This window comes from Prosthecobacter sp., from assembly GCF_044222565.1.
GTDB lineage: Bacteria > Verrucomicrobiota > Verrucomicrobiia > Verrucomicrobiales > Verrucomicrobiaceae > Prosthecobacter.
Genome location: NZ_JBGANA010000003.1, coordinates 273007 through 299080, shown reverse-complemented (window position 1 = coordinate 299080; position 26074 = coordinate 273007). Strand labels below are relative to the sequence as shown.

At 59.9% G+C, this 26074-nt stretch carries 21 protein-coding genes; 10 read left to right on the top strand and 11 right to left on the bottom strand.

The window, feature by feature from the left end:
- The first annotated feature begins 13 nt into the window (after positions 1-13).
- The 6 genes from ACILSR_RS05735 (at position 14) to ACILSR_RS05710 (ending at position 6958) form a co-directional block, all read left to right on the top strand.
- Entirely contained in the window at positions 14-583 is a 570-nt protein-coding gene (locus ACILSR_RS05735; RefSeq protein WP_395748774.1) for a GspMb/PilO family protein, read from the top strand.
- Positions 580-1380: a hypothetical protein gene (locus ACILSR_RS05730; protein ID WP_395748773.1), complete on the top strand. Its 801-nt coding sequence runs from the start codon at positions 580-582 to the stop codon at positions 1378-1380. Before ACILSR_RS05735 ends, ACILSR_RS05730 begins: the two co-directional genes overlap by 4 nt.
- Positions 1381-1430: 50 nt before the next feature.
- Complete coding sequence (locus ACILSR_RS05725) at positions 1431-4169, top strand: secretin N-terminal domain-containing protein (protein WP_395748772.1); 2739 nt, start codon at positions 1431-1433, stop codon at positions 4167-4169.
- Positions 4170-4236: 67 nt separating this feature from the next.
- Positions 4237-5226: an enolase C-terminal domain-like protein gene (locus tag ACILSR_RS05720; RefSeq protein ID WP_395748771.1), complete on the top strand. Its 990-nt coding sequence runs from the start codon at positions 4237-4239 to the stop codon at positions 5224-5226.
- Between the two features lie 55 nt (positions 5227-5281).
- Positions 5282-5728: a hypothetical protein gene (locus tag ACILSR_RS05715; protein WP_395748770.1), complete on the top strand. Its 447-nt coding sequence runs from the start codon at positions 5282-5284 to the stop codon at positions 5726-5728.
- An 18-nt stretch (positions 5729-5746) separates the two neighbouring features.
- Entirely contained in the window at positions 5747-6958 is a 1212-nt protein-coding gene (locus ACILSR_RS05710; RefSeq protein ID WP_395748769.1) for a M20/M25/M40 family metallo-hydrolase, read from the top strand.
- Here ACILSR_RS05710 and ACILSR_RS05705 read toward each other — a convergent pair.
- Positions 6942-7919 carry an SMP-30/gluconolactonase/LRE family protein gene (locus ACILSR_RS05705; RefSeq protein ID WP_395748768.1) on the bottom strand — a complete coding sequence of 326 codons (978 nt, stop codon included), beginning with the start codon at positions 7917-7919 and terminating at the stop codon, positions 6942-6944. The genes ACILSR_RS05710 and ACILSR_RS05705 overlap by 17 nt on opposite strands.
- A 94-nt stretch (positions 7920-8013) precedes the next feature.
- Between ACILSR_RS05705 and ACILSR_RS05700 the strand changes: the two genes are divergently transcribed.
- The gene (locus ACILSR_RS05700) at positions 8014-8454 is read left to right on the top strand and encodes a hypothetical protein (RefSeq protein WP_395748767.1); all 441 of its coding nucleotides are present in this window, start codon (positions 8014-8016) and stop codon (positions 8452-8454) included.
- A 7-nt stretch (positions 8455-8461) separates the two neighbouring features.
- On the opposite strand, the gene ACILSR_RS05695 is transcribed toward ACILSR_RS05700, so the two are convergent.
- The 7 genes from ACILSR_RS05695 to ACILSR_RS05665 form a co-directional block, all read right to left on the bottom strand.
- Positions 8462-8920, bottom strand: coding sequence for a hypothetical protein (locus ACILSR_RS05695; RefSeq protein WP_395748766.1), 459 nt, complete (start codon positions 8918-8920; stop codon positions 8462-8464).
- A 12-nt stretch (positions 8921-8932) separates the two neighbouring features.
- Positions 8933-10234 carry a PQQ-binding-like beta-propeller repeat protein gene (locus ACILSR_RS05690; protein WP_395748765.1) on the bottom strand — a complete coding sequence of 434 codons (1302 nt, stop codon included), beginning with the start codon at positions 10232-10234 and terminating at the stop codon, positions 8933-8935.
- 64 nt (positions 10235-10298) lie between these two features.
- Positions 10299-10868, bottom strand: a complete 570-nt coding sequence (locus ACILSR_RS05685; protein ID WP_395748764.1) for a hypothetical protein — start codon at positions 10866-10868, stop codon at positions 10299-10301.
- Positions 10865-11407: a hypothetical protein gene (locus ACILSR_RS05680; RefSeq protein ID WP_395748763.1), complete on the bottom strand. Its 543-nt coding sequence runs from the start codon at positions 11405-11407 to the stop codon at positions 10865-10867. Before ACILSR_RS05680 ends, ACILSR_RS05685 begins: the two co-directional genes overlap by 4 nt.
- Before the next feature lie 58 nt (positions 11408-11465).
- Complete coding sequence (locus ACILSR_RS05675; RefSeq protein ID WP_395748762.1) at positions 11466-11855, bottom strand: hypothetical protein; 390 nt, start codon at positions 11853-11855, stop codon at positions 11466-11468.
- Positions 11856-11871: 16 nt separating this feature from the next.
- Entirely contained in the window at positions 11872-13551 is a 1680-nt protein-coding gene (locus tag ACILSR_RS05670) for a ribulokinase (RefSeq protein WP_395748761.1), read from the bottom strand.
- A gap of 144 nt (positions 13552-13695) precedes the next feature.
- Positions 13696-17931, bottom strand: coding sequence for a PAS domain S-box protein (locus ACILSR_RS05665; RefSeq protein WP_395748760.1), 4236 nt, complete (start codon positions 17929-17931; stop codon positions 13696-13698).
- Between the two features lie 323 nt (positions 17932-18254).
- On the opposite strand from ACILSR_RS05665, the gene ACILSR_RS05660 reads away from it, so the two are divergent.
- The 3 genes from ACILSR_RS05660 (at position 18255) to ACILSR_RS05650 (ending at position 20679) form a co-directional block, all read left to right on the top strand.
- Positions 18255-18938, top strand: a complete 684-nt coding sequence (locus ACILSR_RS05660) for a DUF1080 domain-containing protein (protein WP_395748759.1) — start codon at positions 18255-18257, stop codon at positions 18936-18938.
- A 72-nt stretch (positions 18939-19010) separates the two neighbouring features.
- A complete protein-coding gene (locus ACILSR_RS05655; protein WP_395748758.1) occupies positions 19011-19802 on the top strand; it encodes a dienelactone hydrolase family protein in 792 nt (263 codons plus the stop codon).
- Between the two features lie 16 nt (positions 19803-19818).
- On the top strand, positions 19819-20679 hold the full coding sequence (locus ACILSR_RS05650; protein WP_395748757.1) for a hypothetical protein: 861 nt from the start codon (positions 19819-19821) through the stop codon (positions 20677-20679).
- Between the two features lie 298 nt (positions 20680-20977).
- Here ACILSR_RS05650 and ACILSR_RS05645 read toward each other — a convergent pair whose 3' ends face one another.
- The 3 genes from ACILSR_RS05645 to ACILSR_RS05635 are packed head-to-tail and all read right to left on the bottom strand — an operon-like array spanning position 20978 to position 26073.
- The gene (locus ACILSR_RS05645; protein ID WP_395748756.1) at positions 20978-23425 is read right to left on the bottom strand and encodes a PPC domain-containing protein; all 2448 of its coding nucleotides are present in this window, start codon (positions 23423-23425) and stop codon (positions 20978-20980) included.
- Between the two features lie 47 nt (positions 23426-23472).
- Positions 23473-23985, bottom strand: a complete 513-nt coding sequence (locus ACILSR_RS05640; protein WP_395748755.1) for a hypothetical protein — start codon at positions 23983-23985, stop codon at positions 23473-23475.
- Between the two features lie 3 nt (positions 23986-23988).
- A complete protein-coding gene (locus ACILSR_RS05635) occupies positions 23989-26073 on the bottom strand; it encodes an FAD-dependent oxidoreductase (RefSeq protein WP_395748754.1) in 2085 nt (694 codons plus the stop codon).
- Position 26074 lies beyond the last annotated feature (1 nt).

Here is a 26074-nt window from a genome sequence, read left to right as displayed (position 1 = left end):
CTCACTTCCCACCATGGCTCTCGCCCTCACCCAACGTGAAAAGAAACTGCTCGGCGCCTGCATCGGCTCCCTTCTGCTGATGGCCACATTCATCGGCCTCAAGCAGTTCCTCGACCGCCGCACCGCCGCGCTCTCGCGCATCAGCACCTTGCAGGCTGAGAAGGAGGAGAACAGGCAATGGATGGCTGACCGCGAGTTCTGGGACAAGCGCTCCGCCTGGATGGAGCAGAACATGCCCACCACCGAGAGTCTCGGCACCGCCCAGGCCAAGCTGCTCGAAGAAATTCAGAACGTCGCCCTCGACTACCAGCTTCAGGTGCAGAAGCAGCAGCTCCTGCCGGACTCCGCGGACAGCAAGGCCAATGCAGCCGTCTATCGTGAGGTGGCTGTCGAAGTGCGTCTGCGGGGGGACCAGACCACCCTGCTGGGCTGGCTGGCCACCCTGCAGTCACCAGAAAAATTTCAGGCCATCAAACAGCTTGAGCTCGAGATTGACTCCAGGGCCAAGGAAAAGACTCCGCAGGCTTTGTGCAACCTCGTACTGGCGCGCTGGTTCAAACCGGAAAACGGATTCCAACCATGAAAACTTTTCTCACCGCCATCCTTGTTCTGAGCACGGCTGCCGGCCTGCGTTCCCAGTCCCTCGTTCCCGCGGCAGCTCCGGATGCTCCCGCAGCTGCAGCCGCTCCGATGGAGGCTCCCCTGACCACCGCGGATCTCCTTCCTCTCCCGGGAGACGAATTTGATCCCACGCTGGCCCCGCCGCCGGCTGCATCGGCCCCGCCGCCTGCTCCCGCCGGCCCCGTGGACCCCGACCTCCCGCAGCCCTTCGACGCCACATCTCTGAGCGCCGTCATTCAAAACTCTCCCTTCACCCGCATCGTCAGCATTTCAGACTCCCTCGTGCTCACCGGCATGGCCTACGTGAATGGGAAACCAGTCGTGACCATTTTTGACAAAAACGAGAAGCAGTCTCTCGTCGTCTCCGAGGAGCCGAACCTCAAAGGCTGGAAGCTCATGGAGGCTCTGCCGACCACCAACATTGAGCGCGCTCAGGCAAAGATCGCCATCGGTGGCGAGACCTTCAGCATCCGTCACAGCACCCTCGACAAGAACGACCTGACCAAGGGCAAAAGCGACAAGGGGGGATCTCGTGACTCCCAAGGCGGCGACCGCTTCAACCGCAGCAGCCGAGGCCCCAGCGAAGAAGACCGCAAGAAATACGAAAGCCTTTCCGACAAGGCCAAGGACAAATTCCGTGAAGCCATGAGCGAAAAATTCAGAGACGAAAAATTCCGCAGCGCCCCGGAGGAGGAGCGTCGCAACGCCATCCGCACCATCTTTGAAAAAATCCAAAAAGAGGATGGCGGGGGCAAGTAACCGTCCCCTCCCCCCTCTCTTTACCGCCAATCACGCTCATTCCCTTTTTCATGCATCGTTGTCTTCCTGCTCTCACCACGTTCCTGTTCGCCATCACCGCCACTCTCCGCGGCCAAAGCATTGTTCCACCCGCACCGCCTCCGACCCCCGCGGCTCCGGCGGCCACGACGACGACCACTGTCACGACGACGACCGCCCCTGCCGCACCTGATGCAAACGCTGCTGCGGCGGCGCCGGCCGCCCCAGCCGCTCCCGGGGCAGCCGCGCCTCCGGGCACACCTACCTTGCCCCCGGCACCCGCACCGGCGGCTACCGCCCCGGGCGCCCCCCCTGCGGATGGGGCACGCCCCCCGGGCGGCGGATTTGGCGGCGGCGGCTTCCCCAGCGGCGGCCGCAGCGGATTTGGTCGTCGTGGTCCCGGTGGCTTCGGTGGTGGCATGGGCGACGGAGCCGGTGCGGGAGGAGAATCTGAGGCCTTCCAGATCACGGGAGACAACGTGATGATGCAGTTTGCCAACAATCCCGTGGCGGACCTGCTGGCCATCTATGAAAAACTCACCGGCTACACCCTGATCAAGGACAGCAACATTTTCGAAGGCGCCACCATCAGCCTGGTCACGCCAAAGCAGGTTCCCAAGGCCGAGGCCATCAAGCTCATCGAAGCCTCATTGCTGGCCAATGGATACGCCATCGTCACAGAGCCCGGCGGCACCAGCGCCAAAATCCTTCCTGCGCGCAATCAGAGCGCCAATGCGGTGCAGTTCTCCCACGGCGTGCAGTTTTACACCAGCGCCAAGGACATTCCGCCGAACGAGAGCATCGTCTCCTACTTCATGAAGCTGGACTTCCTCGACCCCGAGGACGCCGCCACCATGCTTTCCGGACACGTCGGTCTTGGCGCCTACGGCCGCATCACTCCGGTCACCTCGCCTCCTGGATTGCTCATCACAGAAAGCGCCACGGTCGTCAAGCAGCTCATCGGCATTCGTGAAGCCATTGACCTGGGGGACACCGGTTCCTCCCTCGTCACCAAATTCATCCCCATCAAGTTCGCTGACGCCGCCGTGATCGCCCAGATCATTCAGGCCACTTTGAACGCCCAGGCCCAGGAAAAGGAAAGCAAGGGCGTGAAAACCATTCGTGGCACCGCTGCCAGCGACGGCCGTGAAAAGGGTGACAACAAGGAACCACCAAAACCCTCCAGTATTCAGGTCAACACTCAGATTTCACAAAACCAGCAGACACCCCAGCCCAGCACCCAGGTGGTGGCGGACACGCGTTTGAACCAGATCCTCGTCGTCGCCTCCCCGCTCGACTACACCTACGTCGCCAGCCTCATCGCTGAGTTTGACAAGCCTCTGGAAAACACCGCTCCCTATGAGCGCAAGCTCCGCTACGCGGCCGCTCTGGATGTCCTGAGCTCCCTGGTGGACCGCCTGCAGGAGGTCAATGCCGGCACCACCCAGCTCCCCGGCGGCGGCAGCATCCAGCAGCAGCGCCAGCAGGTGCTCGCCACGAACAGCACCCAGCTGCTCGGCGGCAGAACCACCCAGGGCACCCGTGGCGGCGTGATCGGCAACACCGCCGCTGCCGCCTCTGGCTCTGACACCGCGAGCGCCGCCTCCGGCACCACAGGAACCACTGGCGCCACTGCCGGTGGCACCACAGGCTCCCGCGCGGACGTCGTCTCCGGCCCCACCGAAAACAACGCGCCTGTCTCCGTTCTCGTCGGCAAGTCCCGCATCGTCGCAGATCCCATGTCCAACACCATCATCGTCATGGGTCGTCAGGAGGAGATCGCCAAAGTGGACGCACTCCTGGACAAGCTCGACCGCAAGCCTGCTCAGGTCTATCTGGCCACCGTCATCGGCGAGCTTACCCTCACCGACACGATGCTGACCGGAGTCGACTACATCTCGTCCCTGACCAACAAAAACTTCACCGCCAGCAGCATCACCAACCGCACCGACTTCCTCGGTGGCACCGGCGGTGTCGGCCGCGCCATCAATGACCTGCGCACCAATGCCGTCACCACCCCCTTTGGCCCCACCACAGGGCTGAACCTTTATGGTGCTGCCGGCAGCGGCCTCGGCGTGTACCTCAATGCGCTGCAGACCAACAGCAATTTCAAGGTGCTCTCCCGTCCCTCCATCTTCGCGCTGAACAACAAGAAGGCCGTCATCTCCTCCGGCCGCAAGGTCCCCTACCCCGCCAGCACCGTCACAAACGCCGCCAACCTGAACGGCACGGTCACCTCCACCACCAGCTACCTGGATGTGGTGCTCAAGCTTGAAGTCGTGCCCTTGATCAACGTCGAAGGAGAAGTCACCCTCACCATTTCCCAGATCAACGACACCCTCATCGGCACCCAGCTCATTCAGCCCAATCTTGTGCCCATCATCGGCACCGAGCAGCTCGTCACCTCCGTCACGATTCCTGACCGCAACACCATCGTGCTCGGCGGCTTGATCTCCGAGGAAAAAAACCTCAACAAGTCCGGCATCCCTTTGCTTGGTCAGATCCCCGGCCTCGGAAAGCTCTTCCGCACCGACAACAACAGCGTCACCCGCAAGGAGCTCATCGTCTTCATCCAGCCGCAGGTCGTCAATGACAATGAAGATGTCCGCAACACCTCTCTCAGTGAAGACTATCGCACCAGCTCGGGTGCCGAGGCCGCGCAGCGCTTCCCCCAGGTTCCGCCTCCGCCGCAGCCCGCCCCGGTCGTCGTGCCTGCCAAGAAGAAAAACTTCTTCCAGCGCATGTTCAGCCGCGATCCCAAGCCGCAGTGATGCTTGCGTCTCTGTCGCCACTCTAAAGATTGCTGGTCTTGACCAGAGGGGTTCTTGATCGTTCACTGTGCCATTGCACTTCGAGATCAAAACCCTTCACCTCATTGAGCCGTTTCGCATCGCCCACGGCACCTCCGCCACCCGTCAGGTGCTTCGTGCGACGAATGGAGATCGTGTCACCGAGGCGCCCTTTGTGCCCTACTACGGCGAAGACCCGGTACAGACGCTGGAGTTGCTGAATCAGGCCGTGCTGCCGGCCCATCTGCCACGCACGGCCAGCCTTGCGCTCAACCTCCTGCGTCACGACATCGTCGGCCACCAGACCGGCCAGCCCCTGTCTGGCTATGTCCGGTCAAAGCTGGGCACTCCTGCGCATGCCACACCACCCGGCTGCCGCTCCTTCAGCATCCCTACTGACCTCGATGCCTTCGCTGAAAAAGTCGGCGCCATATCCCAGCAGTTTCCCGTCCTCAAACTCAAGCTCGGCTCGGGCGATCTAGGTCTAGACATCGCCACCGTCTCCGTGGCACGAATGGCGGCACCGGACGCGAAACTGCTGCTCGACGTCAACGGCGGCTGGGATCTCGCCGAAGCTCCGCTCATGATCGAAAAGCTCGCGGAATACAGTCCCGTCCTCATCGAGCAGCCCATCCATCATCGCCTCGGTGTCGAAGGCTGGGAGGAGTTGCGTGCCCTGCTGCCCGGCAATGCCCTGCCAATCTACGCCGACGAAAGCATTCAAACCGCCGAGGACATCGTGGCACTCTCCGACTTCGTCGATGGCGTGAACATCAAGCTCCTCAAGTGTGGCAGCTTCGATGCCGCCGTGGCCATGATTGCCGCGGCCCGCGAGCAGACTCTGCAAATTCTCCTCGGCTGCATGATCGAAACCAGCCTCGGCACCACCGCCGCCGCCCATCTCGCGCCTTGGGCAGACTGGATCGATCTCGACGGCCATTTCTATGTCGCAAACGATGACTACAATGGCATCGACTACGACTCCCAGGGCAATCTCATCATGCCCGCCCGCCCCGGCATTGGTGCCGTCTTACGATGAACAGTTGTCTGCTTCACAGGTTAATACAGTTACGGCTCCTAACCCATCAACCTCCATGCTCGATCTTCGACATCCTCTGTCTCAGCATATCTTCAAGGCATCCGGTCTGATCGGTCAAATCATGGGGCGCGAGCAAAAAATGTCAGTGTCCCCAACGAAAAAGCGCATCGAATTACTTCATGAATGCCAGGCCATATTTGGCGAACTCCGAAACCTGGCCTCCCGAGAATTTGCCTCAAAGAAACTGAGGTGTTTTGTTGCCATCAGTGAATATAAATCCGCGATTACAGACCTCGCTTCCGTGCAAACAGATGAAGACCGCAGCTGTGGAGTCGGAGAATGTGGCGTGTGCGGAACTCCACTGACGCGTTTCCCACCGCCCAAAAGCTGGAAAGAATACAAGGATCATTATCATTGGCTCATTTGCTGCAACACCTGCACTGATGCTTGTACGAGAGCCATGTTGAAAGTATCCAGCGCTTTTGGCACTGACGCTATTTAAAGCTCATTCATCATTCTCATGAGCACTTCACTCTTCGATTCTGCCACGAGACATTTGCCGACCGCCCTTGATTTTCTGCGCCGCCTAGTCGCCATCAACAGTTTCACCGCCAATGCCGCGGGCGTCGATGAAGTCGCAGCCGTCACCGCCGCCGCTTTTGCACCGCTGGGTTTTGAAGCATCCCTCACTCCCTGCACCACACCGGGCACCGGCCACCATCTCTTCCTCACGCATCGTGGCAGTGGGGGCGCTCCCATCGTGCTCGTCACTCATTCCGACACCGTTTTCCCTCCCGAGGAAGAGCAGCAGAATGATTTCAAGTGGGACGAACGTCCTGAAGAAGGCCGCATCTACGGCCCGGGCACCGTGGACAACAAAGGCGGCACCGCCCTGATCTGGCTCATCCTCCAAGTCCTCCGCGATGCCGCCCCAGACGTCTTCGAACGCACTCACTGGCTCGTCGCCGCCAACGCCGCTGAGGAAATCGTTGGCGCTGATTTTGGCGAGGCCACCGCGGCCCTGTGCAATGGCAAAGCTCGCGCCGTGCTGGTGTTTGAAGGCGGGCCCGTGGATGGGCGCAACTGGCACATCGTCACCTCACGCAAAGGCCGCAGCACCTGGAAACTCTGCGCTGAAGGCAAGGCCGCCCACGCCGGCAGCAAGCACCATGAAGGCATCAATGCCATCGACGCTCTCGCCCGCGTGCTGCCAGACATCGCCGCGCTGACCAATGCTGCCGAGGAACGCACCGTGAACATCGGCATGATCCACGGCGGCACCGTCGTCAATCGCGTCCCCCATGAAGCCGTCGCCGAATGGGAATGCCGTGCCACCGCACCCGCCGCCCTTGAGCAGGCCGATGAGTTTTTTGCCAGCCTCTCAGGCACCGCCTCCAATGGCGCAAAACTCACCGCCGAATGTACCGGCCATACCGATGCCTGGCCCGGCGGCGGCGACTCTGAAACGCTCTTCCGCCTATGGCATGAAGCTGCGGCCCAGATGAGCCTCACCGCCCTCTCCGTTCCACGTGGCGGCCTCAGCGATGCCAACCACCTCTGGAAGCTCGCCCCCACTCTCGACGGCCTCGGCCCCTACGGAAACAACGCGCACTGCTCAGAGCGCGCTGCCGATGGCAGCAAGCTCCCCGAATACGTGGAGCCTGCCTCGTTCGTTCCCAAAGCCGTGATGAATGCGCTCGCGCTGCTGAAGCTGGTCACAGCCCCTTCGTGAGCGTCTTCACGCGCAGCAGAAACATGTCCGCTGTGATGTAGAGCGTGCCGCGATCCTCACCGCCGAACGCGCAGTTCGCCGTCGCCTGCCCCGTGAGAATGCTGCCGAGGTGCTTGCCCTCTTTGCTGATCACCAGCACACCGCCAGGCCCTGTGGTCCAAATGTTGCCATTGCTGTCCACCTTCATGCCATCGCAGCCGCCCTTGCGCTCCTTGCTTTTGAGCGGCTGCGCATTGAAGAAAATGCGACCGTTCTTTGCGCTGCCGTCCTCTTGCAGATCATACGCCATCACCCGCGTGTTCTGCGGGTCCGACACTGCGACATACAGCGTCTTCTGATCGGGGCTCAAGCCGATGCCATTCGGAAAACGAATATCCGCAATCACCAGTGACACCTTGCCTGCAGGCGTCACTGAATAAACCCCATGCTGCGGCAGCTCAGGCGCCTCGCCTTTCTTCAGGCCATAGGGCGGATCGGTGAAAAAGATGGTGCCGCTTTTCGCGATCACCAGATCGTTCGGGCTGTTGAAGCGCTTGCCTTCATACTTGTCCGCCAGCGAGGTAAAGCATCCGTCCTTTTCCAGGCGCGCGATGCGTCGCTCTCCATGCTGACACAGGACCAGGTTTCCCTTGGCATCCACCTGCAGGCCGTTCGATCCCTGGCCATCCCCCTTCAGACTTCCGCTCGGCTTCAGCACCACCTTCGCCGCAGTGTCACCTTCCTTCCAGCCATACACCGTGTTCTCCGGCACATCCGAGAAAACAATACCGCCATCCCGCCACACCGGTCCTTCCGACCAGTTAAAACCCGACGCCAGCTTTTCGATCTTCGCGTCCGGTGCGATCAGCGCATCCAGCGCCGGGTCCAGGCGCTCAATGCTGCCGTGAAATTCCGGGACAGGTTCGGCAGCGAAAGCGGCAAACGACGTGGCGAGCAGGAGGGAGAGAGAACGATGAAGCATGGCTGGATTGGGATGAAGACTTGATCTAAACGAGATTGGACGGCGAAAACATTACGGACTTTCATACGTTAGCCATCGACACTTCCTCCTTGCCATGAAAACGCTGCTCGCCTCCCTTGCCATACTGTTTGCCACCACCGCACTTGCCGGCGGCCCTCCCAAAGTGACCGATTTGAAGTCCGCTCTGGAGACCGCCCAAGGCCAGGACAAAATGCTGTTTGTGCAATACGGCCGCGAAGCCTGCTCCAACTGCCAGGCCCTCAAAGGCATGATCTCCAAAGGCGATGTGCGCCTCTCCCCCAGCAAGTTCGTGTATGCCGACGTGAACTGCGACGATCCCAAGACCAGCGCCCTCTTCAGCAAACAGTTCAAAGTGCAGGGCACCACCCTTCCCTTCGTCGTCGTCACCGCCCCCGACGGCACCCAGCTCGCCGCCCGCACCGGCTACGGCAGCGCCGACGAATATGCAGCCCTCCTGCGCGACGCCCAAAAAGCGGCCAAAAAGCTGACCGACAGCAAGTCCGGAAAGAAATGAGCCGCCGTCACCGCGCAGGTGTCGGAGCAAATCGCTTGGAACCTTCTTTCCACCACACCTCCCAGACCGCTCGCTTGGGTGCCGGGCAGTCGGTCTGTAAACATATCAAAATCCACCAGGCCTTGTTGTTGACTCCCTCGGCATCGTCGATGGCTGAAATCAGCACAGGAATCGCCTTGCTGAGAACATCGTTGCGCTCCGGTTTAGGTGACAAGGTCCTCGTGCCGTCAGCACTCACGGCCACGTTGTAACCGAAATACAAAACGGCATCCCACACCCCCGGCTCCTTTGACCTCGCTATTTCATAAAGGTCGGAGATACCTTGTTTCCTTGCCTCACCGGTGAGTGTCGGCAGCGACCTCATCAGACGGTCCACCCTCTCAATCACCTCCTTCCTCGGCACAGGGTCAGCAGCCCACGCGCTGTGTCCAAGCACTGCAAACAGAAGCACGATGAAAAATTTCATGACACAAGGAAGCTACCTCGCCGCCGTCTTCGCGCTCCGCTTGCCCAGACAGATCAGGCTCTTGTCGCTGCGGATGAAGATCTGCCCTTCGCTCAGCGCCGGCGTGGCAAAGACCTTTTCCTTCAGCTCGCTCTCCGCCACCAGCTTGTAGCTCTTCTCCGGTTGCACCACGCGCATCACGCCAAAGTCATTGATGAAATACACGCGCCCCTCCGCGCTGCTAAGCGAAGCATGATGTTCGCGCATGCGCTCCTCCCATTCAATCTCACCCGACTTCGCATCAAAGCAGTGCGCCACGCCGGAGTCAGACACATTCAGCAGGTGGCTGCCCTCGATGATCGGAGACGGCACATAAGACACCCCCTTGTTCGTGCGCCACACGATGTGCGTGTTCGTCACATTGCCGCTGCCGTCAGGCTTGATCGCCAGCAGATGGTGCTCAGGAAACCCGCCCGTCATGTAAAGCAGGCCACTCTGCTCGCTGTAAACAATCGACGCCACAAACTGCTCCGTCGGCCCGTCCATGATCCACAGCTGCTTGCCGGTGCGCGGGTCATAGCTGGCCACGCACATCGTGCCGGAGAGCACCATCTGCGTACGTCCGCCGATGTCACGAATCAGCGGCACGCAGTAGCTGCGCGTGTTGTTCGGCCGCGCGATGCGCCACAGCTCTTTGCCATCCGTCCGCGCCAGCGCCACGATGTAGCCGTCGCCGTCGTGATCGCAGTTCACGATCACCTTGTCCTCAAACACGATCGGGCTGGAGCAGAAGCCATGCTTGCTGGAAAAAAGCCCCGGCCGCACCTGCCACACCTGCTTGCCGCTAAAATCATGCGCCGACACCACCACCGTCCCCTTCGGCACCTCGCCCTTGGGGATCTCCCGCCCCGCATTCGCCGCACGCGTGGCCTCCGTCTCGGTGTTGTCCAGAAACGCCGTAAATACCCGCTCCCCATCCGTCGCCGGCGTGCTGGAGGCCAATGAGTTCAGCTTGTGCGTCCCCTCCGTCGGCGCCTTCAGCACCGTGGACTTCCACAGCTCCTTGCCCGAGGCCCGGTCCAGGCACAGCAGCACCCGCGCCTCATTCTCCGGCAGCGCCGCCACCACAAACACGCGATCCTGCCACACGATGGGAGACGCATGCCCGCTGCCAGGCAGCTCCACCTTCCATGTCACATTTCCATCCACCGAAATCGGAAACCCAGTGTCCTTCGACGTCCCATCCAGCCTCGGTCCGCGCCACTGCGGCCAGTCTTCGGCTAGAACAAGGGAGGGAGTGAGAGCAAGGAACAATGAAAGCGCGCGGAATGTCATAACGTGAAACCAAACGGTGGCTGAAGTGGCGAGCTTGCGGACGAGCCCCACTCAAATTGATTCATCACCCATGCGAACGCGGGGCAAGTAACTTCCTCACCACTGGCAGCGCACGCTCAAACGCGTCGCGTAGTTCTTGCATATCCGGTATGCGCACATCACGAAACGCCGGTTCCATCTGTTCGCCGGTGATGCCATCGTGCCGAATCATGAACTCTATGTCTTGCATGTCTTGCGGGTCGTCACCACGCATCATTTTGGTAAGGATCAAATCAATGGTATGCGGACGAAAGAGCTTCAGAAAACGGGTATCAGGACGCAGTGCCCGGACGATGTGCAGTTCCCAGTCTGGGCGGAGAAAAACCTGATCCTCTTGGAAGAGATGCGTCATATAAAGCCCCTGTTTTTCCAAAACAGTATTCACCTCAGCCTGAGCTCCCCAAAATTGGTCATCCATATCAAGCGCTGCTGACTGGGAGAAGCGCAGAATCACATCCATGTCCAAAGAACGGCCAACATCTTTCGGCACACCGTCAAATCCTAGAGCAATCGAGGCACGACCATAAACCACCAAAGACACCTCGTGGTCGAGCAGACCGTCCAAAGCGGAGGCGATGATCTCAGCATTAGTCATGCCGCAGAACGTTGTGGACGCTGCCACTCGAAGCTGTTTTTCTTTCCCACATGACGCTCGTAGCCATTCATCGCCACGAAGCGGGTGGGATGAGGCATGACACCCGACTTGGGTTCAGGCCCGGTTGGCAGCAAGGCCAGCAACTCAGTCCAGAAAGGATTGTTCGGCTCATATTTCTTGCCGCATGCGGCCACGTAAGAAACAACAGCCTCGCTGCGCTCCCAAATCGCAAGCCGCGCCAGCACCTGCGGATCATTCCCTTCCGCTCCTAGCATGGCGGCCCCACATCGGATCGAAAAAGGATCATAAACTTGTGCGACCGAAAGCAACGCCAGGGCCAGTTCTTCATTCGAAAAAGCCTTCACAGAAACAAGCTCCTCCACAGGCTCGTCCCCCTGCCAATAATGACGACAGCCCCGCTGAACAGCAAGAATGCGCAGATCCTCGGGAATACGCAATCCCAGCCGCCGCGCCTTCCTCAGAAGAATAGAATAGTGCGTCGTAGTGCCAAGCTTACGGGCCAGGGTTTCTGTTTCCACCGGCAGACTCTACTCAAAATGAAACCGTATGACAAGGCCCTCGTTGAGGAGAAACACCTCAATCGTCTTTGTTGTCGTTATCCGAGTTGTCCACATGGAGGAAGTAATCTCTCAATGCGATGGACAATCCGAGGAGAATCCAGAGAAGAAAACCAATCACGAGATAATCGCCATCAAACGGCAGGTTTATCTTCAAAGACAACGAGCTTCCTATCATCAGGATGCCAATAAACATTCCTGAAAGCGCGCCATACAACACACCCATTCGACTCGCTGGAAAACCCATCGAAGCCTTGCCCCAGCGCGACAACGTAGGATGACGCTTACGAAACCTCTCCCACCCGGTCAGGACAGCGCGGCAAGCCCAGCCACAATACATCACGATCAAAAGGCCCAAGGTAAACGCCACTGGCGCAGTCAAACCTGTTTTGGCGGCGAGCAGATTCATGGCTTGTGATCAAACTTCAGCTCTGCCTCGCCCGAATATCCAGCAGCTCCTTCATCACATGATTGACCTTCCCGCTCCACTCCGCCGTCCCAAAGGCGTCATGCAGCGTGCGATACAGCGCATACAGCTCGGCATACACCGCCTGGTTTTCCGGGATCGGATAATACACCTTCTCCCGCGTGGCCGTCACTTGCGCCTGCAGCGCACCCACCTCCCCTGCCCCGGCTGCAGCAGCGCCAAAGATCGCCGCCCCTAGCGCGCAGGTCTGCTCGCTCTGGCTCACCTTCATCGGCTTGCCGATGATGTCCGCGTAGCACTGCATCAGCGTCGCGTTCTTGATGGAAAGCCCGCCCGTGTTGATCACCTCCTCCACCTTCACGCCATACTCCTCCACGCGCTTGATGATCGTCAGCGCACCGAAGGCCGTCGCCTCAATGTAGGCGCGATAAATCTCATGTGCTTCGGTATGCAAAGTCTGGCCCAGCAGCAGGCCCGTCAGACGCACGTCCACCAGGATGGTCCGGTTGCCGTTGTTCCAGTCCAGCGCCAGCAGGCCCGTGGCACCGGGCTTCTTGCCCGCCATCGCCTTCTCCATGTTCACAAACTTCTCGCCCACACTCGCGCCATAGTTGTCCGGCACGAGGTGATTCACAAACCACAGGAAGATGTCTCCCACCGCGCTCTGCCCGGCCTCGATGCCATAATAGCCCGGAAGCACCGATCCATTCACAATGCCGCACACGCCCGGCACATCCGCCAGCGGCTTGCTCGTCGGCGCGATCATGAGGTCGCAGGTGCTCGTGCCGAGAATCTTCACCAGCGTACCCTCTTTAATACCCGCTCCCACCGCGCCCATGTGCGCATCAAAGGCACCCACGCTCACCGCGATGCCTTCCTTCAGTCCCAGCCTCTTCGCCCACTCAGCACACAGCCCGCCGGCCTTCACATCCGCCGTGTGTGCCTCGGAATAAAGCCGGTCGCGCAGATCCGCCAGCGCCGGGTCCAGCTTCGCCAGAAATTCCTTGTCCGGCAGGCCGCCCCACTCGGCGCTGTACATAGCCTTGTGCCCGGCGCTGCACACGCCGCGCTTCAGCGTCAGCGGGTCTGTATTTCCCGTCAGCACTGCGGGAATCCAGTCGCAGTGCTCCACAAAACTATACGCAGCAGCAAACACCTGTGCATCCACACGGCGCAGCCGCAGGATTTTGCTCCACCACCATTCGCTGGAGTAAATGCCGCCGCATTTGGCGATGATGTTCGGCCTCATCTCATGCGCCAGCTTCGTGATCTCTGCCGCTTCCGCATACCCCGTATGGTCCTTCCATAGCCACACCATCGCATTGAGATTGTTCTTAAACTCAGGCAGCAGCCCCAGCGGCGTTCCCTCTTTATTCACCGGAATCGGCGTGCTCCCCGTCGTGTCGATGCCGATGCCCACCACCTGCGCCGCATCAAAGCCCGCCACCTTTTCCTGTGCCTGCTGCAAAGCCCCGCGGGTCACCGCCTCCAGCCCGTCCAGATAGTCCTGCGGATTCTGCCGTGCCACATGCGGATCTTTAGGATCCAGCAGAATGCCCATTTCACCGCTCGGATAACTAAACACCGTCGAACCCACCTCCGCGCCATTGTCGAGGTCAATGAGAAGAGAGCGGCACGAGTTGGTGCCGTAGTCGATGCCGAGGGAGTAGCGCTTCATGGGTTGGATTTGAGCTATATGCCGATTTTGTAGCGGGTTCATCCCGCAGTGCGAGCCAAAACCGGACAAGGTTTGTGACCGCCACGTGACGTTTCTTGATTCCCCGCCCCATTTCTAGCCGCCCTGCGACTCCCCTCTGCCATTCTACCCGGGAGGGTGCAGCACCCCATGGATCGTTCGCAGGAGCGTCGCGGCATTGTACGGCTTGCACAGCACATGCTCCACATGCAGCGCATGCATCTGGTCCATCTGCGCCTTTTCCGCCACTCCAGTCGAGCCAATCACAGGCACCTCCGTGCTCAGTTTCCTCAGCGTTCGCACAAACAGCACGCCATCCATCACAGGCATCATCACGTCCGTGAGCACCACGTCTATTTCGCGCATGTTTTTTGCGAACATTTCGATCGCTTCGATCCCATCTCCGGCCAGCAGAACACGGTAGCCGTTTGCCTCCAGCACAGAGCGTGCCGCGCTTGTGATTGCAGGCTCGTCGTCCACCACCAGCACTAGTTCCCCCTGCCCGGAAGGCGGCGCAGAGGCACCCTCGGACTCGGCAGCCCCCTCCTGCTCCACAGCAGCCGGCAGATAGACATGAAAGCTGGTCCCCGCACCGGGCTTGCTGTCCACCTTGAGGATGCCGCCATGGCTTTTGACAATGCCGTGCACCGTCGAAAGACCGAGGCCCGTTCCTTTGCCCAACCCTTTGGTCGTGAAAAACGGATCAAAGATGCGCTCCATTATTTCCGGGGGGATGCCGCTGCCAGTGTCGCCAACCGTCAGCAGGACATAGGCCCCGGGGGAGACCTCCGGCACCATGCTCGCGTAGCTGAGGTCGATGTCCAGATTGGCAGCGCTCAGCATCAGCCCGCCTCCGTTCGGCATGGCATCGCGTGCATTCACGCAGAGATTCAGCAGCACCTGGTGCATCTGAGTCGCATCCCCCTGCACCAGCCGCAATGCGGGTTCTATCTCGGTTTCGACCCGGATGTTTTTTGGAAAGGTGCTGCGGATCATCTGCTCAATCTCCTGGATCAGGCTTCCCAGCATGAGCGGCTGTTTTTCCCCTTCGTAACCCCTGCCAAAAGTGAGCACCTGCTTAATGATCTGAGCGCCGCGCTGCGCGCTCGTTTCAATGGTGTCACACAGGCTGTCACGCTTCTCTCCGGGCACTCCCATGCGCAGGACGGCCACGGACATCATGATGGGAGTGAGAATGTTGTTCAGGTCATGCGCCACGCCGCTGGCCAGCGTACCGATGCTTTCCATGCGCTGTGCGCGCAGAAACTGCTGCTCCAGCTTCTTGCGGGCGGTGATGTCATGGAATGTCCAAACACGCCCGTAATAGGTGCCGTCATGCCCACGGACGGGGGCTGAGTAGCGCTCCAGGATGGTGCCGTCCACCAGATCGATCACATCGCTGCTGGACTCGTCCGGGTGCGCGTTCAGGTGCGCCGTCTTCTGCACAAAGTACTCTCTGTCCTTCACACGGCCCGCCACAAACTGAAACTGCGGCGCGTCATCCGGATCATCGGCGATGTGCGGCGGGATCTTCCACAGCTCGTTCATGCGCCGGTTCTGCAGCAGCTTTCTCCCCGTGCTGTCCAGCACCAAGATGCCGTCGATGGCCGAATGCACCTGCGCCTCGAAGAAGGCCGTGCGCCAGCGCAGCTCCTGCTCAGCCTGCCGCCGCCGGGCCTCGCCTTCCCCCACCTCCAGGGCAAAGCCGATGTCCATGGCCAGTTCGTCCAGCAGCCGCAGCTCCTCATCATTGAAAAAAGCGGCCTCTTCCGAGTAGAGCGTGAAAACTCCCTGAACCTTTCCAGCAGACTTCAGCGGAAAGCTGGCGGAAGAGCGGTAGCCGCGCTTCAGCATCTCCTCCCGCCACGGCCTCATGCGTTCATCATGGTCGATATCATTGCACACATCATGCCCCCCGGACTGGAAACACCGTCCTGTCGGCCCGCTGCTTCGCTGCTGGTCATTCAGGTCGATGTTCACCAGATCCAGGTATCCCTCCACAACGCCTGAGGAGGCCACCGGCTTCACCTTGTGCGCATCGGCATCGTACATTCCCACCCATGCCATCCGGAAGCCTCCCGTCTCCACCGCTGTCTCGCAGGCCTTGGTCAGCATGACCTTCAGTTCTTTCTCATGAACGATGGTCTTGTTGATCGCGCTCAGCACCGCGTAGATCCGGTTCAGCTGCCGGATCCTCTGCTCCGCCTGCTTCTGCTCGGTGATGTCCTGCGTCGTCCCCAGAATCTTGCCCGTCCGCCCGCCCTCATCCAAGAGGATCCGGCAGCGCACCAGCATCATGCGCTCCACGCCGTCCGGACGGATGATCCGATGCTCAAACTGCCGGGCAAAGTCCGGGTCGGTCGTCGCAACTCCGCCCGCAACCTCGCTGGCGACGATGCCGGCGTCCTCAGGATGCACAAATCTCCGGATGTACTCTTCCGGCGGCAGTGAGCGTCCGCCTTCCCGCTCGGCAGACGTCCCGATCATCTGGAAAAGATGCTCGTCCGCCGTCACGATGTTCCTCACCACGTCAAACTCCCAGTGCGCCAGCTTCGCCACCTCCATCGCCTGCACCAGCTGCGTCTGCTTGTGCCGCAGAATCTCCTCCGCCTCCTTCTGCGCCGTGATGTCCAGCTCTATCCCGTCCCACAGCACGTGCCCGTTGGCCGCGCGGCGTGGCGCGGAGGTAAAGAGGCTCCACCGCACCACACCAGAGGGCAGCCGCATCCGCACCTCCACCATGAAGGGCTTCATGCCCTCCAGCGCCTCGGCCTCACGCGCCACCACCAGCGCCCGGTCCATCTCGGCCACCTGCTGGTAGATCACCTGCGCGTCCCGCAGCACCTCCTCAGCCTTCACTTCATGCAGCCTCTCCACCCCGGCGCTCACATACGTAAAGCGTCTCTCCTTCCCTTCCGGCCCCATGTCCAGCTGGTACATCATGCCGCTGGGCAGGTTGTCTCCCAGGCTGCGGATCTGCGTCTCACTCTCTCTCAGCGCCTCCTCCGCCTGCTTATGCGCCGTGATGTCTCGCGCTATCTTGGACGCCCCCGTCACCTTCCCCTCCCCGTCCTTTAGCGGAGAAATCGTCGCCGAGATGAAAATCCGCCCCCCATCTTTGCGGACTCTCACCGTCTCAAAATGCTGCACCGTCTCTCCGCGCGAAATCCGGGCCAGGATCTCCACCTCCTCCTGCCGCCTCTCCGGCGGGAACAGGATCAGCAGCGTCTGCCCGATCGCCTCCTCCGCCGTGTAGCCAAAGATCTTCTCCGCCCCGCGGTTCCAGCTCGTGATGATGCCATCCAGCGTCTTGCCGATGATCGCATCCTCCGAGCATTCCACGATGGAGGCCAGCTGCGCCTGCTTGTGCTCCAAGTGCCGGCGTTCCGTGATGTCCTCAATCAGGGTGACGATGCAGCGCCTGCCGGCGAGCTCGATGAGCTCGGCATTCAGAGAAAGAATTTTGCGCACACCGTAGCGGGTGCGGATCTGGAGTTCCTGATCATGCAGGATGCCCCCTCCAAGAAGCGGCTGAATGAAACGGTTGCGCTCTTCCTCGCTGCTCCAAATACCTTTGTCCAGAGTCGTGAAACCAACGATCTCCTGCACCGGATAACCCAGGATTTTGCAGAAACTGTCGTTGGCCTCGATGTACCGCCCGGTCTCAAATTCGGAAATGGCGATGCCGCTCGGGTTGGCCCTGAAAGCCTTGGCGAATTTTTCCTCACTCTCCTGCAGTTCCGCCAGCTCGCGGCGGCGGATGGTCAGATTGCACACCAGCACCACCGCACAGGCGAGAGCCAGCACGACCACGAGGGCCACGGCCCCGTAGAGCAGATTGACGCTGCGCCGGATGGAGCTTGAGAGAGCGATGCTGTTGCCATGGTTGTATTTGATCAGATCCTCGGCGGATTTGATCGCCGGAATGAAAACAGGAATCAGCTTTTGCTCCAGAAAGGCTGCTGCACCCTCCCGGTCTCCGGCCAAAATCAGCGCCTCGTAGGCCAGAAGCTGAACTTCAAATGCAGCATAACTGGCCTTCACCTGGTCCAGCAGGGCACGGTCCGCCCCAGGATTGAGCCGGATGGTGGTCTCATACCGCTGGACAGCATCTGCAAACGCCGCGCGCGCATCATGCACGGTTTTCAGACTCGTTTCGCGGGACTCGGGGGTCCGTGCGGAAGCCGCCACGAGGACCCAGCCGATGCTGCGGGAGATGGCCATGCGCATGTAATGGGCATCAATGGTGCCGGGCACCGCGTCCTCGGCGATCATGTTGCTGTCATCCTTCACCTGCCTCCCACTGAGGTAGGCCGCAGCGGCCAGCACGACCAGCAGCACCAGAATGGCAATGGTGGCCATTCGAATTTGGAGGGAGGTGTCACGCTGCTTTTTCATCAGTGATTGGAGATCCGGACAGGTTTCATGGTTTGCATTTCCTCAACACCGGCCGCCACAAAGAGTTCGCCTTATGCGTCAAATCACTAAAACTCAGGCACAATGCACACTCTTGATCAAATAAATGCGGGCTTAAGTCTCCGCCTCTAAACGGCCTGAAACCAACCCATCAATCAGATGAACGGGCAGGGCGGGTCCGGGCGCAAAATTTTTTCGACCGGGGAGCCGAGGTTCTTGATGCACTAGAAGAGAAAGACCTCTCCCAGCAGCCCGTTTATCACCGCTCTATGACCAACCGCCTCCTGTCCCTCGCCTCCGCACTCGTCATCTCCCTCACCGCCGCACTCCATGCCGAGGACGCTTTCGTCCCCCTCTTTGACGGCAAAACCCTCACCGGCTGGGAACAGCACAGCGGCAAGGCGGAATACCGGGTGGAAAACGGCGCCGTCGTGGGCAAGACCGTGCCAGACACCGGAAACTCCTTCCTCTGCACCACCAAGAAATACTCCAATTTCATCCTTGAGCTCGAGTTCAAGGTGGACCCCTCCATGAACTCCGGCATCCAGTTCCGCAGCAACTACTACACGCAGGAGACCGAGGTGGAGATCGCCGGGAAAAAGAAAAAATTCCCCGCCGACCGCGTCTTTGGCTACCAGTTTGAGATCGACCCCAGCGCCCGCGCCTTCACCGGCGGCGTGTATGACGAAGGCCGCCGCGGCTGGCTCTTCGACCTCAAGAACAACGAGGCCGCCCGCAAAGCGTTCAAGCAGGGAGAGTGGAACACAGCCCGTATCGAATGCCGTGGCAGCAGCATCAAGACCTTCATCAATGGCGTTCCCGCCGCAGACTTTACGGATGACGTCACCGCCGAGGGTGTCATCGCCCTCCAGGTTCATGGCATTGGCAAAAAGGCCGAGGCCGTGGGCAAGGAAGTGATGTGGAAAAACATCCGCATCCAGGAACTCAAGTAGAATCATCTTTCGAGTTCTCACGGGAAACGAGTTGGAAAACTCGCTTCCCTCCGATTACTATGCCCTACAACCATGAAAACTAATCGCGCCCTGCTTTTCATTTCCTCTCTGCTTTTTTCCGCCAGCCTGCTGCACGCCGAAATCAAGGAAACCGTCGTCGAATACAAATCTGGAGACGTCCTGTGTGAAGGCCTGCACGTCGTTGACACCGCGAAAACCGGCAGGCTCCCCTCCATTTTGATCATCCATCAATGGACCGGCCTGAGCGACAACGAAAAGATGCGCGCCCACATGCTCGCCGAGCTCGGCTACAACGTCTTCGCTGCGGACATCTACGGCAAGGGCATCCGCCCACAGCCCCCGGAAGCGGGCAAGGAAGCCGGAAAGTACAAAGCCGACCGCAAGCTCTATCGTGAGCGCATGCTCTCTGCGCTGGAGGTTCTCAACAAAGACCCGCACACGGACGTCTCCAAAGTCGCCGCCATCGGCTACTGCTTCGGCGGCACCGGCGTCATCGAGCTGGCCCGCAGCGGCGCTCTCATCAAAGGCGTGGTCAGCTTCCACGGGGGCCTCGACTCTCCGAATCCTGCCGATGGCAAAAACATCAAGGGCAAGGTGCTTGCTCTCCACGGCGCTGACGATCCCTTCGTCAAGGCCCCGGACATCGCCGCCTTCGAGCAGGAGATGAAGGACGCCAAGGTGGACTACAAGCTCGTAAGCTATCCTGGTGCCGTGCACTCCTTCACCCAGAAGGCTGCGGGCAATGACAACAGCAAAGGCGCCGCCTACAATGAAGCCGCTGACAAGGCGTCCTGGGAGGAGATGAAGTCCTTCTTTGCCCGCATCTTCAAGACTGAAGGCTGATCATCCCCTCCTTTCCATGAAACGTCTCCTCCTGCTGCACGTCACGCTGGCCTTTGCCGTGCTGTCGGCCGCGGAGGAGCCGAAGCCGACAAACTTCATCCGCTTCGTGGAGGAGGATGAGACCGACAGCCTGCAGACCGCCATCGTCACTTATGAGTCACCGCAGAAGGTCAGAGTGGACCTCGTCGGCGCCATCCATATTGCCGACAAAGCCTATTTTGATGCCTTGAACGAACGCTTCAAAGGTTACGACGCTGTTCTTTACGAACTCGTCGGCCCGTCATTTGAAGATCGCGACAAACCTGAAGTCAAAAAAGACGCAGCCAAGCTGGCGTGGGTCGGCCAGCTGCAAACCATGATGAGGGACACCCTCAAGCTTCATGGCCAGCTTGAAGGCATCGACTACAAGGCAAAGAACTTCGTGCATGCGGACATGGACATGTCCCAGTTCACGGAAACACAGACCGAGAAGCAGGAAAACTTTCTCACCCTCTATTTCAAAGCCGCGCAGGCCCAGAAAGAGGTCAATGAAAAGCGTGGCGTCAATTCGGATGCCGCCGGCATGGTCATGCTGCTCAAGATCCTCACCATGAAGGACAGCAGCACCGAGCTCAAACGCATGATCGCCCAGGAGTTCGACAGCGTGGAAGACATCATGGCCGGCATGGAAACCGGCGGCGGCACCGTTCTCGTGGGCGAGCGCAACAAAGTCGCCCTGCAGGTTCTGGACAAGCAAATCGCCGCTGGCAAAAAGCGTCTCGCCATTTTCTACGGCGCCGCACATCTGGGAGACATGGAAACCCGTCTGCTTAAGCAGGGCTACAAACGCACTAAGGTCGAATGGCTGAAGGCCTGGGACCTGCCCCACGCAAAGTAAGACCACAAGCCGTTGAGGAGGGTCTGGACGTTCGCCAGTTCCTCCGGCTCCGGGCATGAATGATAATGGCAGCCCCTGCGGAAAATTGAGGGACCAGGAGGGTCCCACTCCTGCCAGAGATTCGCCACGCGCATGCCCCGGCTGAGAGGGATCATCTTGCTCCCTCAACCCTGCGCAATCACCCAGCGTCCCATGTTTTCCGGTGCGGCACCCCACAGGCAAATTCATCCACCCCCTAAACAAAATGGGGAAGGCCTTCGCCCTCCCCATCTCATGTTAAAACTCAAAGTCTGCCGGCTTATTTCTTGGCTCCCGCAGCTTCCATGCGCAGCTGCTCCAGACGTGAGAGAACCTTCGGCGCAGCTGGCGCCGCGGGTTTGGGTTCCTCTTTCGGCTTGTTGGCAGCCACCACTGGCGCAGCGGGCGGCGCCACCACCTTGCGCGGCGCGTCGATGCGAAGGATGGATCCCAAGGCGATGCGGTGAATGGTCGTCGCGTTCGTGCCCTTCACGGGAATGTCCACCCGCACAAACAGATTGGCCTGCTTGCCGATGGGCGATTTGTCATCCGTCTTCACCTTGAACGCCACTTCTTTGGTGTCCTTGGTGATCTTGGCAGGCTCGATCGGGATGGTGTCCGGCACGCCCAGCACCTGGGCAGTTGCTTCACCTTCAAATGGCAGCAGCTGTTCCAGTTTGGCAACCATGATCCCTTCCTTCCCCTGCTCCACAGCCACCAGCGGAATTGCCGGCGCGTTGAGGTAGGCGGGAGCAGTGACCACAGCCGTGAATGGCGAGGCATTGTACACCCGGCCGCCGCCGGCATCTGCCTCACCCAGCACGGTGAAATTCCAGGAACCAGCAGGCGTTCCGGCATTCGCATCCAGCTGGAACACGCACTCGTTCTGCCCTTCGGCAATGGTCTGTTCTCCCAGCGAGCTGACACCGCTCGGCTTCCAGATCATAAACACGCGGATCGGTGCCTTGAACCCTTCCTTGCGCTTGGACACCACCTTGAGTTCCAGAATACCGTTGTTCACCAGCGGCACGGCCGGCTTCACGATTTCGAGCGAATAGGGGGCTTCCTCCACCACCGCCACCGGCAGCCGGTCCTCGATCTGGGTGTAATACACCACGTTGCCATTGCGCACGATGTCAAACTCCTGGCGCAGCTTGCCACGCGTCTTGATGTTCGGATCGACCGAATTCAGATAAATGGGGGACACCTGATGCCCCAGCGGCGCATCCGGCGCAGCTTCAAAAAGCAACGGCACGTTGCCCAGATCCTTCGGTGCCGCTTCCGTGAGCAGCTTCACACCCTGCGGCAGATTTTTGGCCTCAAACTTGAAGTCCCCGCCCACATTGTTGCGGCTGATGTTCACCAGCGTCGCATAGCGGCCGCCTTTCGGCACGGCAATGAACTGACGGTAGTTGTTGTCGTTCACCGTGTACTGCGGGGACGCAAAGAAGACTTCGGGCTCGGCCGCCACGAGTTCCAGACGATAGACATAATTGGGGCCGCCACGTTCCAGATGGTCCGTTACACGCACGAAATAGTCACCATCCGCGGGAATGGCCACCTTGAACTTGCTGTCCAGGCGGCGGCGGCCACCACCGTCATCATTGCCGCTGAGGGAGCCGCCCTTCTCATTGTAAATGTTCACCACGCTGTCCAGAGGCGAGCCAATGCTCTGCGCAAAGGCCTGCACCTCCAGCGTCATCCCCTTTTTCAGCGGCACTTTGAAGAAATCGATGTCACCCGGCTTTTCGATGATCCCGTTCAGGGCGATCGGCTCTCCCGCGGTCGCAGGAGTGGCTTTTGCCTGCTCATCATTCGGCTCCGCTTCCAGCACGTTGTCATAGTTCACCAGACGGAAAGGATTACCGGAAGGCGCAGGTTCCTGAGTCTTGGAGAAAAGCATGAAGTCCGGATCGATTTCTGCCGGCACCTGCACTTCTTCTTCGAAGGAGCTGTCCCGCTCGATGAAGCGCACCTTGGTCTTGGAGCCGATCTTCCCACCTGCAGGATACACCACGTCCGGACGGCGGTAGCTGCCGACGTGCAGGCGGTAGTAGGAGTTGCCACCACCGCGGTAGGAGGATTCGCGGATCATCACCGTGTAGTCACCGTCTTCCTCGGCCACGTAGGAGCAGTAGCCGTCCTGACGGTGCAGGATGGTGTCGTCAGAGATCACCTTTTCGAAGCGATCTTTGTCAATGATGGCGAGGAACGGGTCAAACACCGTATAGCCCAGGCGCAGACCGTCCACTTCCACGGACAGGCGCTGGCCTTTCTTCAGGCTTACGCGGTAGTAGTCCACGTCTTCGTTTTGCACGATGCCTTCGATCGTCTGGTTCAGCTGGATCACCTGAGGGGACTCAAAGTCGCTGTTCGGCTCCTTCTCTTCCACGTTTGGAAAGATGCCCACGAAGAACTGGCGTGCATGCGAGATGCCCGTCCGTGTGCGGATGCGCATCAGGTGGTTTCCGGGCGGTACATCCGGAGCGATGCCGATCGTCAGCTGCACCTTGTTGGGCTCCACCTTGTCCACGCTTTTCTGGGTAAAGCCCGGGGAGAAGAACATCAGGCTCTCAAAGTCGGCCAGCTGGGTTCCCGTGACGGTGAGCTTCACCTCCGTGCCACGCTGGCCGCCGTTTGGCACCGTTGTGGTAAATGTGGGGTACGCGGCGAAAGCGCTGGTGGCACAGGCTGCGGTGATGAGGATCAAATGACGGATGTAGGACATGACAGGGGTAAGGGGTCAATAGGCATACGCCCCAAAAATCCAGAAAATTACGAACTCTGTAAAGTTCCTGTTCCCATCTGCCTGACCAGCCTCAGGCAATAAAGCAGCGGCATCGCCCCAAAGAACCCAAAGGAGCAGTCGATCAGCCGCCAGGACAGCGGGATGCCCCGCACTTCCCCGCAAATCAGCGCAAGAGGAAAAATCGCCGCGCAAGCCAGCAGCCCCACCTTCAGCACCCACGCATTCCCCACCGGGTCACGCCACGGTCCCGCGATGAAAAAGACCGCGATCGTCAGGTGCCCAAACGCCAGCCAGTCCGTGCCATAGGCCACGAAAGGAAACTGCTCCTGCGTCACCTCCAGCCCATGCCACACATAGCCAATCCAAAGCTTCAGCCCGTCATGCTTCGCATAGGCCGCGTGATCCTCGATCCCCAGCCAAGCCCCCATCAGCCGCAGCTCATGCAGCAGCGGAAAGGCCGTCAGCCCGCTCAGGATCAGGCAGACAATGAACAAACCCAAAACCGCACGGTAGCGGCGTAGCAGCGCGTCCTTGCTCATGAGTTATTGATCCACCGGCACCCACCGCGCTCCATCCACCACCACATAGCCATCCGTTCCCTCATTGGAAATCGTGATCGCTGTGTCATTCCCGCACTCATATTCACCCAGGTCGATCCAGTACACACCCTCTCCTTCCTTCGGCGCTTTGAGATTGATCGTCAGCTTCTTCACCCCGCCGGCGTACTGCACCTCCACCGGCGCATTGCTGGCGCGGTTGTTGTTCGGCGGGGAGGCGAGCATCAGGCGGTATTTGCCTGGCTTGGTCAGCTTCGGTTCAAACCGCAGGCTGCATTTGCCGTTCTTGGCGTTGCCGTCGTGGCTGTAGCCATCGCCGATGAAGGCCTTCGCCGCGCCGCTTTCGTGCCACTCGCCTGTCACCTTGGCTTCAGTGTCATCCATGACGATCCCTTTGAGCGTTTTCGGATCCACCCTCTTCATGGTCTTCGGGCCGTCGTAGTGGAGAATCTGGCCGTCTTTGAGGATCTGCTCCTTCAGCTTTTCATACGGCACGCTCTGCACATCACTGCCTGCATCCAGCGCCAGCACCGCTGCCGTCGCTGCACTCTGGCCCAGGATCATGAACACCGGTTCCATGCGGATGCTGCCGTAAGCGATATGGCTGGCGGACATCGCCACCGGCACCAGCAGATTGCTCCCCTGCCCCTTCTTGGGAATCAGCGAGCCATACGCGATCTCATACGGTCCCTTTGTGCTCACACCGATGTCCCCCTCGTTCTGCACATTGCCCTCGGGCGTGATGTAGCGCTGAATGTTGTGGGAATCGATGCCGTAGCTGCCCATGCCCACGCTGTCAGGCGTAGGGCGTTTCTTCAGCAGTTCGTTCTCCGTCATCACATAGCTGCCGATCATGCGCCGCGCTTCGCGGATGTAGAGCTGGTGGCTCCAGTTGCCGTTGTCGGTGAACTCATCCTTCGGCAGGCCCCAGGTCTGCAGTTCCTCCTGCACCTTCTTCGGCACGCGCGGATCATTCGCCACGAACCACATCAGCCCCTGCTGGTACTGCCGGTGCTCGGCGATGATCTCACGGCGCCGCTCATAGCTGGCCTCCGGGTAGTCGTGATTGTAGCCGATGTTGTCAAAGCTGAACGGCCCGTGGTTGTTCGTGTCCGTCTTGTGGTTCGGGATCGGGTCAAACTTCTCAAAAAACTCGCCCCAGCCCGTGTTCAGCACCCGCAGCAGGATTTCATACTGGTTTGCATCGTAACCTTGCGGCTTCGGAAATGGCACACGGTTGCTCGGGTCATTGGTGTAGCAGGAGCGGAAGCAGTACGCCTGCACGCCCTTGTCACCCGCGCCATACTCTCCCGGAGGCTTTGTGCTCACCCGCGGCAGCACACCGCTCTTCGGATCTCCCGGCACCTTGTAGGCGCTGATCGGCTCCTTCACCGCGCCAAAGTGGTGGCGATGGTGCAGCACGCCCACCTGGATGCCATTCCACTTCTCGTCATACACGCTCTGCGCCTCGCGGCCCACGTGGTAGTCCACTCCTGCCGCAGCCATCAGGTCGCCCTCATAAGTCGCGTCGATGAACATCTTCCCCGCATAGGTCTTGCCACTCAGCGTTGTGATGGAGGTGATCTTGTCTCCATCCTTCTTCACGCCCTTCGCACGGTCCAGCCACTCGTCGCGCACCACTTCCAGCCCGAACTCCTTCACATAGTCTTCAAAGATCTGCTCTGCCACATGCGGCTCGAAGATCCACATCGTGCGGTTTTCACCATCCACCGCAGGCGTGCCCTGGCCTTTGCCGCCGTATTCAGACTTCTTCTGCTGCACCCAGGCGGAGTCCTTGTCGTAGTGCAGCCACACGCGATGATAAAAATCCCGCGAAAGCCCGCCGATCACCGCCTTGTTGCCCGTATCCGTAAAGCCCAGCCCGCCGGCGCTCAAGCCGCCCAAATGTTTGTCCGGTGACACCACGATCACACTCTTGCCCATCTTCTTCGCCTGCACCGCAGCGATCACGGCGGAGCAGGTTCCGCCATAGATGACAATGTCGTGGTCGGCTGCATGAAGAACCTGGCTGGAAAGCAGGACGGAAGCAAAAAAAGCGCGCAAGTGCATG